The 14250-nt window shown below is 62.6% G+C and carries 13 protein-coding genes; 8 read left to right on the top strand and 5 right to left on the bottom strand.

Annotation, left to right across the window (positions count from 1 at the left end):
* Window positions 1–80: 80 nt before the first annotated feature.
* Window positions 81–464 (top strand): SMU1112c/YaeR family gloxylase I-like metalloprotein, encoded by a 384-nt coding sequence (gene gloA2, locus NKH02_RS09270; protein ID WP_352870068.1) that lies wholly within the window; start codon window positions 81–83, stop codon window positions 462–464.
* A 110-nt stretch (window positions 465–574) separates the two neighbouring features.
* Complete coding sequence (locus tag NKH02_RS09265; RefSeq protein ID WP_352878106.1) at window positions 575–808, top strand: hypothetical protein; 234 nt, start codon at window positions 575–577, stop codon at window positions 806–808.
* Between the two features lie 183 nt (window positions 809–991).
* On the opposite strand, the gene NKH02_RS09260 is transcribed toward NKH02_RS09265, so the two are convergent.
* Entirely contained in the window at window positions 992–2020 is a 1029-nt protein-coding gene (locus tag NKH02_RS09260) for an aminopeptidase (RefSeq protein ID WP_352878265.1), read from the bottom strand.
* A 248-nt stretch (window positions 2021–2268) separates the two neighbouring features.
* Window positions 2269–3675: an MATE family efflux transporter gene (locus tag NKH02_RS09255; protein WP_352878104.1), complete on the bottom strand. Its 1407-nt coding sequence runs from the start codon at window positions 3673–3675 to the stop codon at window positions 2269–2271.
* A gap of 258 nt (window positions 3676–3933) precedes the next feature.
* On the opposite strand from NKH02_RS09255, the gene NKH02_RS09250 reads away from it, so the two are divergent.
* From NKH02_RS09250 to NKH02_RS09225, 6 genes are all read left to right on the top strand, one after another.
* Complete coding sequence (locus NKH02_RS09250) at window positions 3934–4851, top strand: AraC family transcriptional regulator (RefSeq protein WP_352870065.1); 918 nt, start codon at window positions 3934–3936, stop codon at window positions 4849–4851.
* Window positions 4852–5093: 242 nt separating this feature from the next.
* Window positions 5094–6365 carry an ABC transporter substrate-binding protein gene (locus NKH02_RS09245; protein WP_502913795.1) on the top strand — a complete coding sequence of 424 codons (1272 nt, stop codon included), beginning with the start codon at window positions 5094–5096 and terminating at the stop codon, window positions 6363–6365.
* Between the two features lie 159 nt (window positions 6366–6524).
* Window positions 6525–7391 carry a carbohydrate ABC transporter permease gene (locus NKH02_RS09240; RefSeq protein ID WP_352870063.1) on the top strand — a complete coding sequence of 289 codons (867 nt, stop codon included), beginning with the start codon at window positions 6525–6527 and terminating at the stop codon, window positions 7389–7391.
* Window positions 7392–7402: 11 nt separating this feature from the next.
* Window positions 7403–8215: a carbohydrate ABC transporter permease gene (locus NKH02_RS09235; RefSeq protein WP_352870062.1), complete on the top strand. Its 813-nt coding sequence runs from the start codon at window positions 7403–7405 to the stop codon at window positions 8213–8215.
* Between the two features lie 14 nt (window positions 8216–8229).
* Complete coding sequence (locus tag NKH02_RS09230; protein WP_352870061.1) at window positions 8230–9276, top strand: NAD(P)-dependent alcohol dehydrogenase; 1047 nt, start codon at window positions 8230–8232, stop codon at window positions 9274–9276.
* A gap of 7 nt (window positions 9277–9283) precedes the next feature.
* Window positions 9284–10369: an ABC transporter ATP-binding protein gene (locus NKH02_RS09225; RefSeq protein WP_352878101.1), complete on the top strand. Its 1086-nt coding sequence runs from the start codon at window positions 9284–9286 to the stop codon at window positions 10367–10369.
* A 10-nt stretch (window positions 10370–10379) separates the two neighbouring features.
* On the opposite strand, the gene NKH02_RS09220 is transcribed toward NKH02_RS09225, so the two are convergent.
* Genes NKH02_RS09220 through NKH02_RS09210 form a run of 3 tightly spaced genes read right to left on the bottom strand, consistent with a single transcriptional unit; the run spans window position 10380 to window position 14139 of the window.
* On the bottom strand, window positions 10380–11966 hold the full coding sequence (locus NKH02_RS09220) for an FGGY-family carbohydrate kinase (RefSeq protein ID WP_352870059.1): 1587 nt from the start codon (window positions 11964–11966) through the stop codon (window positions 10380–10382).
* The gene (locus NKH02_RS09215) at window positions 11963–12646 is read right to left on the bottom strand and encodes an HAD family hydrolase (protein WP_352870058.1); all 684 of its coding nucleotides are present in this window, start codon (window positions 12644–12646) and stop codon (window positions 11963–11965) included. The genes NKH02_RS09220 and NKH02_RS09215 overlap by 4 nt, the downstream gene beginning before the upstream one ends.
* A 14-nt stretch (window positions 12647–12660) precedes the next feature.
* The gene (locus NKH02_RS09210; protein ID WP_352878098.1) at window positions 12661–14139 is read right to left on the bottom strand and encodes a mannitol dehydrogenase family protein; all 1479 of its coding nucleotides are present in this window, start codon (window positions 14137–14139) and stop codon (window positions 12661–12663) included.
* Window positions 14140–14250 lie beyond the last annotated feature (111 nt).

The raw sequence follows: 14250 nt of genomic DNA, 5'->3' as shown, positions 1-14250 counted from the left end.
GCGAACGGCGACATCTACAAAGTGCCGCGTAGCCAATGGTGACCTTGGCCTCAAATCCCAGCTTGACTAGAGTTGGCAGTATGCTGAACGCCATTCACCACGTCGCGTTGATCTGCACCGACTACGACCGGTCGCGACGGTTCTACGTCGAACTCCTCGGCCTCGATCTGATCCGGGAGGTCTATCGGGAGGAGCGGCGGTCATGGAAGGCGGATCTGCGGATCGGGTCGGTCCAACTGGAATTGTTCTCCTTCCCCGCACCAGCGATGCGGCCGTCCCATCCAGAGGCGACAGGCCTGAGACATCTGGCATTTGCCGTGGCGAGCCTTGATCCCGTAATTATGCGCCTGGAAGCCGCGGGCGTTGCCGTTGAGCCAATCCGGATCGACCCATATACAGACCAACGGTTTACCTTTTTCAGGGACCCGGATGGATTGCCGCTGGAACTCTACGAAGCCCCATAAGGAACGGTTCGCCTTCGCGACGGGCGCCGTGTACTGACGGTCTCATCGGTATCGGCGGAGCCGCGAATCTGTGCTAAGCCGCCGCCCAAACCAACCAAAGGACGACACCAGTGAGCGAACCAACCGTGGCCGAGGCGACCGAGAGCATCTATGCCTCGCTCCGGGCGGACAATGCCAACATCGACGCACATATCGCGACGCTCAAGGCGGCGCTGGCACGAGAGGGGATAAAACAGGCGGTGTTCGATCCGACCAAGTTGGCGCAGAACAACCGTTCGGGCCGCAAGCTGATGCAGGCCTATTTTCGGCAGCGCGGCGTGAGCGTGAGGTTTTCGGACCAGTAGAACCGCGCGCATGTCGGACGTTCGAGGCGGCGATAGATATTCTCGGAAGCCGACGTTCGTTTCGTTCAGCTTCGCCAGGAGTATCCGTTACGAATCGTACACTGAAGGTCGGTATCGCGCGTGGATGACCGAGGCTGGATTCCGGGATATCTCCGACGCTTCGGGCCTTCACATTTGACCGGCTCAATAACAGCTTTCTGCCGCCGCAAGTGCTTCGGCACGGTGAGCTTCGTCCAGTGCGCCAATCCGTCGGACCGACGCATAGAACCTGATATAGTCGCCCGAACACAAGTCGAACAGGCGGAGAAACGCCGGAACCTGTTCCCCGTACACGGCAGTCGCGGCGAGCTTCGCGTTGTTGATTGGGGAAGCGAACCAGGCATCGTATCCCCGGTATCGGCCCCAGCGCCTGTCGCGCATGTATCGGTAGCGCATCCGCAGCCGTTCAATCGCGGCCGTCTTTGCGGCCAGCTTTTGCTCCGAGGTGCCGGAGTTGGAATAGACTTGCGTTAACTCGTCCCGGGTCTGCGAGACAAGCGCAAGAAATCCGGTCTTGCGCCTCCGGGCAGCTTCGTAACGGCGCAATGCGGCGGTATCACCAGTTGCGCGCAGCCATTTTTTCACGCCGGTTGTCTCGACGGCGACAGCGAACGCCTCGTTGAATGCGGAATCGTCGTGCACGTAGACGCGCTGGTGGGCCAGTTCATGGAAAACCAGCCCTGCAAGATAGGTTTCATCCTCGCTGAACATCGTGCTTAGCAGCGGGTCACTTGACCAGCCAAGCGTGGAATATGCAGTGATGCCCGTCACATAGACGTCCATGCCCTGTCCTCGAAGTTCGACTGCGGTTTCAGTTGCGGACTTCTTGGAAAAATATCCTCGGTAGGGCACGCAGCCGAAAACGGGAAAACACCATGTTCGCGGCGTCAGCGAGAATTCCGGCGCGGCGAAGACAGCCCATGTCACCGAGTCCCGACCGATATCAACATAGCTGCGGTAGCTATTGTTGTCGGGCAGCGCCAGTTGATCTGTTGCAAACTGTCGTATCGCGCTCGCCGATGCCATTCGGACGCGCAATGCCTTCGGCGTCGAAGGGTCCTCGATCAATCTCCCGACATCCTTGCGTGCCGTCATGATCCGCAGATGACCCTTCACGGATTGCGCATAGTAGGAAATGCCGGTGCAGCCGGTTACGACGGACACCAGGATCATCGAAGCAACCAATCGAAAAAATGCGCGCTTCACGGCTTGCCCCTAGCACTGGTCACACGTTCCTAGAGCAGATGTCGCGCTTGCCGCCTGTTTCACGCAGTCACACCAGTCCATCCATGTCCGAGATGACGGGTGTAGGTTAGACCTTCGTCCTCGGCAAGATTGGCATGATGCGTCATTGGCCACTGAAGGAGGGAACCGCCCATATCCCCGGGGGTAGCAGAACGCCAGCTTTCTGCTCCCCGATGTTAGGACGGACCAAAGGCGAGCGGCGGTGCCAGGCGATCCCGGCGCAGCCAGCGCGCCAGAAGCAGCGCCGCCACCACGGCCAGCCCCGACGACAGGCCGATCCAGATGCCGACGCCGTGGAAGCCGAAATGGAAGGCGAGCAGCACGCCGAGCGGCAGCCCGACGCCCCAATACCCGATCGCGGCGTAGATCATCGGCACCTTGGTGTCGTGCAGGCCGCGCAGCATGCCGGCGGCCACCGCCTGCGCGCCGTCGAAGACCTGGAACAGTGCTGCGAAGGCGAGAAACGACACGGCGAGCCCGATCACCCTGGCATTCGCCGGGTTGCTCAGGTCGATGAAGGCGCTGATCAGCGGATGCGGCCACAGGATCATCACCAGCCCCATCAGCGCCATGAACGAGACGCCGATGACGAAGGCGGTCCAGCCGGCGCGCGAAACGCCCTCCGGATTGCCGGCGCCGTGCGCCAGCCCGACGCGCACCGTTACCGCCTGGTTGAGGCCAAGCGGCACCATGAAGCTGATCGAGGCGATCTGGATGGCGATGGCGTGCGCGGCTAGCGAATCCGCATCGATCAGGCCCATCAGCAGCGCTGCCGCATTGAAGATCGTCACCTCGAAGGCGAGGAGGCCGGCAATCGGCAGGCCGAGCCGCAGAAGGCCCCTGAAGCGCGGCCAGTCGGCGCGCCAGAAGCGCCCGAACAGACGGTAGCGCCGGAACTTCTTCTCCAGCATCACGACGACAGCCATGCCGACGAACATCAGCGTGCTGGACAGCGAGGTGGCAAGGCCCGAGCCGGCAATGCCCATCGAAAGCACACCGAGATTGCCGAACATGAACACCCAGTTGAAGAAGACGTTGCAGGCGACGGCGACGAAGACGATGACCAGCGCCCAGCCCGGCCGTTCCAGCGCCGAGATGAACGAGCGCAGCACGATATAGCCATAGAAGGGCAGCACCGCCCATTCGAGCCAGCGCAGATAGACACCCGCCTCATGGGCGAGCGCCGGATCCTGGCCCATCGCCAGCAGAATGGCCTCACCGTGCCAAAGCACGAGCCAGATCGGGATCGAGATCAAAATCGCCAGCCACAGGCCCTGGCGCACCGTGCGGCGCAGGTCGCGCACCGAATGGCCACGGCGGCCGAGCTCGGTCGCGATCATCGGTGAGGTCGCCAGCATCAGGCCAAGCCCGAAGATCAGCGGCATGAAATAAAGGTTGGCGCCAAGCGCGCCGCTGGCCAGCGTATCCGACCCCAGGCGACCCATCATCATGACGTCGGTGGCCGTCATCGCGGTCTGGCCGAGATTGGTCAGCACCATCGGCCAGGCCAGTGCCAGCGTCGCCTTGATTTCCTGACGCCAAAGATTTTCCGGCGCGCGAGCACCGGCTTCGATCGCAGACATTTCCTGCTCTTTCCAGTCGCGGCACGTCGGCAAAGAACCGGAAGCCGCATTTCAAACGGCAAAACCTTCGGTTTCGCGGCGTTTGCGCCAGCTTCTGGACGAAACGCGACATGAAGGCAAGAGAGGAGGGGTGGGAACAGATTGAGCCAGCCGGACCACCAACCTTGCCGCTGAGGTGCATTTCACATGCGGGCAATCGGCTGCTACGGATTGCATGGACGGTGCGACGACAGATTCCCGGATTTTTCAGGAGGCAGGATGCAGTTCAGGCGCAGGAAGAACACGGCCGCGATCCCGCGGACGGCGCCGTCCTTCGAGCACATCGTCACCGAGGCGAGCGAAAGTTTCCTGTGGCGGCTCGACGACTATCCCTGGGAGCGCAATGTCTGGAACTTCCATCCGGAATACGAGATCCATCTGCTGCGAAAATCCTCCGGCGTGGTTCTGGTCGGCGATCATATCGGCGAATTCGGGCCGGGCTACCTGACCATCGTCGGTGGCGGGCTGCCGCATGATTGGGTGACCGCGGTGCAGCCGGGAGAACTGATCGAAGGCCGCGACATCGTCCTGCAGTTCGATGCGCAGAGATTGCGCGGGTCGGCAGGCCTGTTGCCGGAGTTGCGCGAACTGGAACCGTTCCTCGAACGCTCGCTGCGCGGCATGGTTTTTCACGGCCGCACCGCGCTGGACGGTGCCGACATCATGGAGCGGATGGGTGAGGTTAGCGGGCTGAACAGGTTCTGTCTTTTCCTGAATCTCGTCGATCTTCTCGCTCGCACCGACGAATACGAATTGCTGTCGTCGCCGGATTTCTCGCCGGTTCTCGATGCCGCCTCGCTGGACATCATCCAGCGCACGTTGACCTATCTGTTCCAGCATTTCGCCGAGGATCTGAAGCTGCCTGAGGTTGCGGAACTGGCCGGAATGACGGAGAGCACGTTTTCGCGGTTCTTCCAGAAGAACACCGGCAACAGCTTCAGCGACCACCTTGCCAAGCTCAGGCTCTGGCAGGCCTGCAAGCTTTTGGCGGACACCGATATTGCGATCACCGACATCTGTTTTCAGGTCGGTTACATGAACATCTCGAACTTCAACCGCGCCTTCATGCGCAAGCACAAGATGACGCCGTCATCTTATCGCCGGCTGTCGAGGCAGCGGCTGACAATGCGCGCATAAGCGCGTCCTGAAATATCCTTTCAGACCAAATCGATACTCATGTGACAGGCTTCGTATCGCGGCGCCGGTTTTTGCATCGCACAATGCATAAAAGTACAGGTCTGCTGCAACGAGGCTTCTAGCAAGCCTCCTCGCAACTCCGCATTTTAGCGACGGGTGGCATTGTCACTCGGGCGATGGTGAGGATCGCGTAGCCCGAGGACTTCCGCTTCCTGCGAATTGTTCCTGGAGGAGAAAAGATCATGAAATCAGTTCGGCTTGCTGCCAGCCTTGGCGCAGCTTTTATGCTTTCCACTACCGTTTCCACCATCGCCCTGGCGCAGGCGCCGGTCTGCTCGGCGCCGGTCAAGGTGCTGGCGCAGCCACGTGACGGCCTGACGCTTCTGGAGGACTCCAAGGACGAGTTCCAGAAGTTGAGCGGCGCCAGCTTCCAGATCGATTATCTGAACGAGAACGACCGCCGGGCGAAATCGCGCGCCGATGCGTCCACCGTCGGCAATTACAACGTCTACTATGTCGACGAAGCCAACGTCGCCTTGTTCGCTTCGTCGAAATGGATCGTGCCGCTCACCGACTATTATCCGGCGGACTACGACTACGCCGATTTCGATCCGGGCCGCCAGAAGGTCGCCACCTATGACGGCAAGGCCTGGTTCGCGCCGCTGACCGGCGGCGGCGACCTGATGGTTTACCGCAAGGACATTCTGGAGGCGGCCGGCATCCAGCCGCCGAAGACGCTGGACGAACTGATCGCCGACGTGCCGAAGCTGACCAATCCGGACAAGGGCATATATGGCATCGCATTGCGGGGCGCACGCGGTTCGGGCGCCAATGTCTGGCGCTGGATGCCGTTCTTCAAGGCCTATGGCGGCCAGTGGTTCGACGGCGACAAGCCAGCCTTCAACTCGGATGCCGCCGTGAAGGCAACCGAAACCTACCTGAAGCTGTTCAAGGATTCGGCGCCCGGCACGCAGACCGGCAGCTGGGATGAATCGACCGGCGCGTTCCTGTCTGGCCAGGTTGCCATTCTCGTCGAATCGACGCCGCTGTCGGGCATGGCTGTCGATCCCAAGACCTCGCAAGTGGTCGGCAAGATCGGCTTCCTGCCGCCGCCGTCGCCGCTCACCGGTGGTGGCTACGGCCATGGCCTCGCCATCGCGGCAAAAGCCAATGCCGATGATGCGTCGAAGAAATGCGCGGGCCTGTTCATCGCCTGGGCGACGTCGAAGGAAAACGAGAAGCGCCGGCTCGACGCGCACCAGTTCGGTGAACTGAACCGCACCAGCGTCCTGTCCAGCAAGGAATTCGCCCACATCTACGGCGCCGATCTCGGTCAGGCGCTGGCCGAGACAGGCAAGGTCACGGCGGTCAACTTCTGGCAGGATCCGCGCTGGCCGGATCTTGGCGATCGCTGGGGCATCATCCTCGAGGAACTGGTCACCGGCACCCGTACCGACGTCAAGGGCGGCCTCAGCGAGCTTGAAGCCTATGCCAACGAGCTGGTGAAGAAATAAGCTATCCTCCCCCCGCGGCGCGCGGTCCGCGGCATTCAAGCGAATGTCGGGACCTGTGCGCCGCGGGTCCTCCCTTCTCACCACCGCCGTTTGAGCCGGACATCGCGCGAAAAGGCCCAGCCATGTTCAATCGCCCGAGACGCAGCCAGGGATAGACAGATGCCTCGACGCTCTTCCTTGCCGGTCACCTTCGTCGTCCCGACGCTCGTCATTCTTCTGGTCCTGTCGATGGTGCCGACGCTCTACGCGATCGTCATCGCCCTGCAGGACCGCGAGCTCTCCTCGACGGCCTATTCCTATGTCTGGTTCTCGAATTTCTATGACCTGTTTTTCGACCGCCGCTTTCTCAATGCCGTCTGGGTGTCGGTGAAGTGGGAGGTCGTCACCGTTGTCGCGACCATGACCGTGGCGATCGGACTGGGCGTGCTGATGTTCGAGGTCGCGTCGCCGCGCCTGCGCAACATCTATTGCCTGCTGTTCATCATCCCGGTCCTGTTGCCGCGTGTCTCGGCTGCTTTCGTCTGGAAGTTCGCCTACCATCCGCTCTACGGTATCGCCACCTACCCGTACCGGCTGCTGACCGGTGGGCTGATCTTCGACCCGCTGTCCAAGCCGGCGACGGCATTGTTCGCCGTCGCCTCGGTCGATGTCTGGCAATGGGGCCTGTTCTTCGCCGTCATCGTGCTGAAGCTGCTGGAGACCTTGCCGCCGCAGCCGATCGAGGCGGCACGGCTCGATCACGCCAGGCGCTGGCAGATCCACGCCTATGTGACCTTGCCGATGCTGAAGGCGCCGCTGATCAGCCTGATGTTCGTCAAGATGATCGAGTCGCTGCGCTCCTTCGACCTGATCTATGTGATGACCCGCGGCGGACCGGGCGTGGCGACCGAAACGCTCGACATGTACGCGTTCTCGCAAGGCTTCATTGAGTCCGGCAAGGTGTCCTATGCCTCGGCGATGGCCGTGCTGATGATGATCGCCACCGTCATCACCTTCACCATGCTGTGGAAGCGGGTGCAGGCATGAGACCACATCGCATGAGACCGGGCCGCCTTATCGGTAAGGCCGTGCTGGCCTTCGCCGGCTTCATGGCCGTGTTTCCGCTGCTGTGGACGGCCCTCAATTCGCTTAAAAACAATGTCGATATCATCACCCGCGTTCCGCGCGTGGTGTTCACGCCGACGCTGGCCAACATCAGCTACATCATCGGCCGCGACAGCGTCATGACCGGCCTCTACAACTCGGTGATCGCCTGCGGCGTCGCGGTGCTGGTCGGCGTGGTGCTTGGCCTGCCTGCCGCCTATTCGGTGGCGCGCTATCCCAACCGCTGGGCCGGCGACATCCAGTTCTTCGTGCTGTCGCTGCGCTTCCTGCCGCCGGTTGCGGTGGCCATCCCGCTGATGGTGATCTGGCTGCAGCTCGGCCTCTACGACACGCTCGCCGCGCTGATCGTCACCTATTCGCTGCTCACCATCTCGGTGATCATGTGGCTGGCCATTCCTGCCTTCCAGAGCGTGCCGAAGGAGGTCGAGGAAGCCGCCTTCGTCGATGGCTACGGCGCCTATTCGGTGTTCTGGCGGATCGCGCTGCCGGTCGCGGCGCGCTCGCTGATCGGTGCGGTGGCGTTTAGCTTCGTGCTGGTCTGGAACGAGTTCCTGATCGCGCTGATGCTATCCAGCTCCAATGCCAAGACCTTGCCGATCGTCGCCTCGGAACTGTCCCAGCAAGGCATGAACGTGCCGTGGGGCATCCTCAACGCCTCGGTCGTGCTTTTGTCGCTGCCGCCGCTTTTGTTTCTCGGCGTGCTCAGCGGCTTCCTGAATTCCGTTTTCCGGCAAAAAAAGACTTGAAGCGAGGACGAGACATGCGGGCTTTGGTGCTTGAGAAGAAGGGCGAGCTGGCCCTGCGCGAGATTGCGTTGCCGCTCGATGTCGGGCCGGACGACGTCAGGATCGCCATCCACACGGTCGGTGTCTGCGGCAGCGACGTGCACTACTACACCCATGGCGCCATCGGCAGCTACGTCGTGCGCGCGCCCATGGTGCTTGGCCACGAAGCGTCCGGAACGATCGTCGAAATTGGCGCCAATGTCAGGACGCTGAAGGTCGGGGATCGCGTCTGCATGGAACCGGGCGTGCCGAACCTGTCATCGCGGGCAACAAAACTCGGCATCTACAATGTCGACCCCGACGTAAGCTTCTGGGCGACGCCGCCGGTGCATGGCATTCTTGCGCCGCAAGCCGTCCATCCGGCCGCGTTCACCTACCGGCTGCCGGACAACGTCTCCTTCGCCGAAGGCGCGATGGTCGAGCCCTTTGCGATCGGCATGCAGGCGGCTTCCCGCGCGCGCATCGTTCCGGGCGACGTGGCGGTTGTCGTCGGCTGTGGCCCGATCGGCATCATGATCGCGCTGGCAGCCCTTGCCGGCGGCTGTTCGAAGGTGCTGATTTCCGACTTCTCCGCCCCCAAGCTCGAAATCGCGGCGCGCTATCCGGGCATCGTCCCGGTCAATATCGGCGAGCAATCGCTGGTCGATGCGGTGGCTGAGGCGACCGACCATTGGGGCGCCGATATCGTGTTCGAGGCCAGCGGCAGCCCGAAGGCGTTCGCCAATTTGTTCGAGGTCGTACGCCCTGGCGGCGCAGTGGTCCTCGTCGGGCTGCCGGTGGAACCGGTGGCGCTCAACGTGCCGGCGGCCATATCGAAGGAAGTGCGCATCGAGACGGTGTTCCGCTACGCCAACATCTTCGACCGTGCCTTGCAGCTCATCGCCTCGGGGAAGGTCGACCTCAATCCGCTGATCACCGGCACCTATCCTTTCGACGACAGCATCGAGGCCTTCGAGCGCGCGGCCGCGGCGCATCCGGAAGACGTCAAGCTGCAGATCCTGATTTCGAGCGAGAAGGACTGACCGAAACATGTCCGCGATTACCTGCTCCAATATCGAGAAATCCTATGGCGCCACGACCGTCATCCGCGACCTGAACCTCGCCATCGAGGAACACGAATTCGTCGTCTTCCTCGGCCCTTCCGGTTGCGGCAAGTCGACCTTGCTGCGCATGCTGGCGGGGCTGGAGGACATAAGCGGCGGCGAGGTCTCGATCGGTGGCAAGGTGGTCAACGACCTCGACCCTGGCGACCGCGGCATTGCCATGGTGTTCCAGAACTACGCGCTCTATCCGCACATGACGATCTTCGACAACATCGCCTTCGGCCTGAAGCTGCAGAAGGTGGCGAAGGCGGAAATCCAGCAGCGCGTCGAGGCGGTCTCGAAGACACTGGGGCTGGATCCCTATCTCGGCCGCAAGCCGGCCGAACTGTCCGGCGGCCAGCAGCAGCGCGTGGCGATTGCCCGCGCCATGATCAAGACGCCGAAGGTCTTCCTGTTCGACGAGCCACTGTCCAATCTGGATGCCAAGCTGCGCAACCACATGCGCATCGAGATCGCCCGGCTGCACCAGTCGCTGAAGACGACCACCGTCTACGTTACCCACGACCAGTTGGAGGCGATGACGCTCGCCGATCGCATCGTTCTTTTGCGCGACGGCCGGATCGAGCAGATCGGCTCACCGGCCGAAATTTACGAGCGGCCTGGCAATCTGTTCGTCGCAGGGTTCATCGGGACGCCGAACATGAATTTCATCGACGTAGCCTTGGGGCGCAAGGACAACCGCTGGACCCTGACGAGCGCCGGTGCGGTTTTTTCGATCGAAGGCTCGCGCTTCAATCTGCAAGGCGTTGAGCGTGCGGTGCTTGGTATCAGGCCTCCGGATCTGAAGACCGCCGGCGCTGATGCCGGCAACCTTCTCGAAGGCACGGCCGATCTCATCGAGTTTCATGGCAACGACGCGCTGGTGATCTTTGGCTCCGGCGGCAAGGAAATCAGCGCGCTGGTGCCGACCCGCGAATGCCCCGCCGTCAACAGCCATGTCCGCTATGCGGTCGACGAAACGAGCATTCACCTGTTCGATGCGAAGTCCGGCATGTCCCTGCTGAGACAGTAGTCCGACTTACCTACCGGATCGCGTCCAGCATCTGCCGCTGGCGGTGCATCTCGAGGAAAACCTTGTAATCGCGGTCGAAGCGCCCTGCTGATTTCGGGTTCGAGGCACGCGTCCTGCCGCCTTGCTGCATGGCCAAACAGGCCGCATTGAGGTCGGGGAACAGCCCGGCCGCGGTTGCCGCGACCATGCCGGTGCCGAGCAGCACCGCCTCGTCGGCCAGCGGCTCGATGACCGCGCAGCCGGTGGCGTCGGCATAGAGCTCCATCAACAGCGGATTCTTGGTATGGCCGCCGGTAACATGCAGCGTGTCGATCAGGTAGCCGTTCTCGTTCAGCGCCTCCAGCACGTGGCGCACGCCGAGCGCGATGCCGACGGCGGTGCGCCAGTAGAGCTTGCACAGGCTGTCGAAGGAGGAGTCCAGCGTCAGCCCGCTGACGACGCCGACGGCATGCGGATCGGCGAGCGGCGAACGGTTGCCGTGGAAGTCGGGCAGCACATGCAGCCTTGCGGCAATGTTTTCACCCTCGGTGGCGCGCAGCTCGGCGACGCGCCTGGCGATCTTTGCATGCATGGCGGCATCCGGCTCGCCGCCGGCTCCGTGCCAGCGAATGATGTGGTCGAGCAGGGCGCCGGTTGCCGACTGGCCGCCTTCCGACAGCCACAGCTTAGGCAGCGCCGCGCCGTAATACGGCCCCCAGACGCCGGCGAAGGGCTGCGGATCGGGCGACATCGCCATGACGCAGCTCGACGTGCCGGCAATCAGAGCTAGGTGCCGGCCGATATTCTGTTCGTCGCCGGCAAAGCCGCCGAGCACGCCAAGCGCGCCGGCATAGGCATCTATGACGCCGGCGCCGACCCGGCATTTTTCGCTCAGGCCAAGCTCCGCCGCCGCCTGCGCCGTCAGCTGGCCGATATCGCTGCCGACCGGGCTGGCCCTCTCGGGCAAATTGCCATGTTCGAAAAGATCGTCGAGGCCGATGAGCTCGAAGAAATCACGGCGCCAACCCATCTCCTCATGCGCCAGATAGGTCCATTTGGCGGTCAGCGTGCATTGCGAGCGGGCCACCGAGCCTGTCGCTTGCCAGGTCAGGAAATCGGTGAGGTCGAATAGATAGCCGGCTTCATTCCAGGTCTTGGGCAGGTTCCGCTTCAGCCACATCAGCTTCGGCGTCTCCATTTCCGGTGACATGACGCCGCCGACATAGTCGAGCACGGCATGGCCGCTTGCCGTGCATTCGTCGGCCTCGGCAATGGCCCGGTGGTCGAGCCAGACGATGGTGTCCCAGCGCCTGTCGCCGGTGGTCGAGACGCTCAGCTGGCCGCCTTGCCGATCTCGCACCACCAGCGAACAGGTGGCGTCGAAGGAAATACCGACGACATCCTCGGCGGCGACGCCGGCCTTTTCGCGGGCAGCGCGCACGGCGGCGCAGACCGCCGACCAGATATCGCGCGAATCATGCTCGGCGTGATCGGGCTTCGGCTGGTTCATGACGATCGGCCGTTCGGCGCGGCCGAGCAAGGTGCCACTGGCGTCGAGAATGCCCGCGCGAGCGCTCCCGGTGCCGACATCGACCGCGCAAACGAATTGTTTCGTCAAGATGCTCTAACTCTCGCTCCCAGGCCTGCAATCAGATCGGGCAATTGCAGCATGTCAGCGAATATAAAGTCCGGTTCACTCGACGCAAGCCGCGCTTTCAATGTCGGGTTGCCGGCATGCGAGCCGCCGGTGAAGGCAAACACGCGCATACCCGCCGCCCGCGCGGCGGTGATGCCGGCCGGGCTGTCCTCGACGACGAGGCATTTGCGAGGTTGCGCCCGCATGCTGGCGGCGGCATGCAGGAACAGGTCAGGCGCCGGTTTTCCCTTGGCCACCATGGCGGCGCTGAACAGATGCGGCTCCATCAGCCCAAGCAATCCCGTGACGTCGAGCGCGTAACGGATGCGGTCGAGCGTACCCGAGGACGCGACACAGAACGGCAGCCCAAGCTTGGGCAGCATCTCCTTGACGCCGGCGATCGGCTTCAGCTCCTCGCGGAATTTGCGCATCAGTTCGACGCGCATCTCGGTCAGGTGGCTGTCGGTGACGTCAAGCCCGAAGTCGCGGCCGAGGATTTCGCGCACGCTCTTCATGCTCTTGCCGAGGAAATGCTCGTAGGCGGCATCCTCACTGACGTTGCCGCCGGCCAGCTTGATCACGCCGAGCAGCGCCGAGACGGAGAGTGCCTCGCTGTCGACCAGCACGCCATCGCAGTCGAAGATGACCAGTTCAGGCGTCATGACGTCGAATAGTCTCAGAGCTCGCCGGCGAGGTAGCGTGTCAGCGTCGCGCGCGCGCCATTCGACCACAGCACGTTGAGCGCATGGGCGAAGGTCTCGACGAACGCCGTCGCGCGGCCGACATCGCCATAGATGTCCTCCATGGCAAGCCAGGCGGCAGGCGCGTCCTTTGCCGCTTTTGCCGTCGTCCGCAACCGGTCCCAACTCGGGTCGTTGGGCTCGATGACGGCGCCGCTGTCCGTCGTGCCGAAGCAGTAACGGCACCAGAGCGCCGATTCCAGCGCCAGACCGGCAACGCTTTTCCCAGCCTTCAGGCGATCGGCGATTGTCGGGATGATGAATTTCGGCTGGCGGTTGGAGCCGTCGAGGCAGAGCCGGCGCACCGTGTCGCCGATCTTGGGATTGGAGAAGCGGCTCTCGATGAGCTGGTAATATTCTTCCAAAACCGTGTCCGGCACCGGCGGCACGGTCGGGATGATTTCGTTCCGTTCGAGCTTGGCCAGAAAACCGCTCACCAGCGGCTCCTGCATCGCCTCGTGGACGAAATGGATGTCCATCAGGCCGGCCGGATAGGCGATGGTCGCGTGACCGCCATTGAGGATGCGGATCTTCATCAGCTCGTAAGGGGCAACATCCCTCACGAACTGCACGCCGACCTTTTCCAGCGGCGGGCGGCCGTCGGTGAAATGGTCTTCCAGCACCCATTGCCGGAACGGTTCGCAGAACACCGGCCAGTTGTCCTCGAGGCCGAAATCCTTGGCCAGGATGCCGCGTTCGCGGTCCGTGGTGGCCGGTGTGATGCGATCGACCATGCCGTTCGGAAAGGCGACCTTTTCGCCGACCCAGTTCGCCAGATCCTCGTCGATCAGACGGGCCAGACCAATGACGCCGTCGGAGGTGACATGGCCATTGTGGGGAATGTTGTCGCAAGACATCACCGTGAACGGCACCGTCCCCTCGTCGCGGCGGCGCACCAGCCCGGCAAGGATGATACCGAACACCGTCTTCGGCGTGGCGCCTGGCTGGGCGTCGGCAACGATGTCGGGATGGGTCGGATTGAACACGCCCGAGGCCGGGTCGATGAAATAACCGCCTTCGGTGATGGTCAGCGAAACGATCTTGATCGCCGGGTCGGCAAGCCGTTCGATGATGCCGGCCGCGTCGCCCGGCATCAGGAAGTCGATCATGGCGCCGGTCACGCGGGCGCTCATATGGCCAGAGTCCTGCTCGACCACCGTGGTCAGCCAATCCTGCTCTTCCAGCTTGGAGCGGCCGATCTTCTCGCCCTCGAACACTCCGGCGCCGACCAGCGCCCAGTCATGGCCGATGCCCGAATTGAACAAATCGTCGAGATAGACGGCCTGGTGCGAGCGATGGAAATTGCCGACGCCGAAATGCACGATGCCGGCCTTGAGCGTCGAGCGGTCATAGTTCGGACCGGCGACCTTGGCGGGCAGCTTGGAGAGGTTTGAGGACGAGAGTTTTACGGTCATCTGTTTTACCCTTTGGCCGGGCTGCGGCCTTCGTTACTCCCTCTCCCCGTTTCTCACGTGGAGAGGATAAGGGGCGGCACGTATTCCACGTCGATGCGCCCTCCGATGTCG

The sequence above is a fragment of the Mesorhizobium sp. M1396 genome (genome assembly GCF_040317725.1).
GTDB lineage: Bacteria > Pseudomonadota > Alphaproteobacteria > Rhizobiales > Rhizobiaceae > Mesorhizobium.
The sequence above is the reverse complement of the archived record's forward strand: the minus strand, read 5'-3'. Positions and strand labels throughout refer to the sequence as shown.

Excerpts from the sequence above, each read along its gene's own strand:
- NKH02_RS09210 (WP_352878098.1), bottom strand. The coding sequence starts at position 14,139 with ATGACCGTAAAACTCTCGTCCTCAAACCTCTCCAAGCTGCCCGCCAAG.
- NKH02_RS09235 (WP_352870062.1), top strand. The coding sequence starts at position 7,403 with ATGAGACCGGGCCGCCTTATCGGTAAGGCCGTGCTGGCCTTCGCCGGC.
- NKH02_RS09250 (WP_352870065.1), top strand. The coding sequence starts at position 3,934 with ATGCAGTTCAGGCGCAGGAAGAACACGGCCGCGATCCCGCGGACGGCG.
- NKH02_RS09255 (WP_352878104.1), bottom strand. The coding sequence starts at position 3,675 with ATGTCTGCGATCGAAGCCGGTGCTCGCGCGCCGGAAAATCTTTGGCGT.
- NKH02_RS09260 (WP_352878265.1), bottom strand. The coding sequence starts at position 2,020 with ATGATCCTGGTGTCCGTCGTAACCGGCTGCACCGGCATTTCCTACTAT.
- NKH02_RS09240 (WP_352870063.1), top strand. The coding sequence starts at position 6,525 with ATGCCTCGACGCTCTTCCTTGCCGGTCACCTTCGTCGTCCCGACGCTC.
- NKH02_RS09230 (WP_352870061.1), top strand. The coding sequence starts at position 8,230 with ATGCGGGCTTTGGTGCTTGAGAAGAAGGGCGAGCTGGCCCTGCGCGAG.
- NKH02_RS09245 (WP_502913795.1), top strand. The coding sequence starts at position 5,094 with ATGAAATCAGTTCGGCTTGCTGCCAGCCTTGGCGCAGCTTTTATGCTT.
- gloA2 (WP_352870068.1), top strand. The coding sequence starts at position 81 with ATGCTGAACGCCATTCACCACGTCGCGTTGATCTGCACCGACTACGAC.
- NKH02_RS09215 (WP_352870058.1), bottom strand. The coding sequence starts at position 12,646 with ATGACGCCTGAACTGGTCATCTTCGACTGCGATGGCGTGCTGGTCGAC.
- NKH02_RS09225 (WP_352878101.1), top strand. The coding sequence starts at position 9,284 with ATGTCCGCGATTACCTGCTCCAATATCGAGAAATCCTATGGCGCCACG.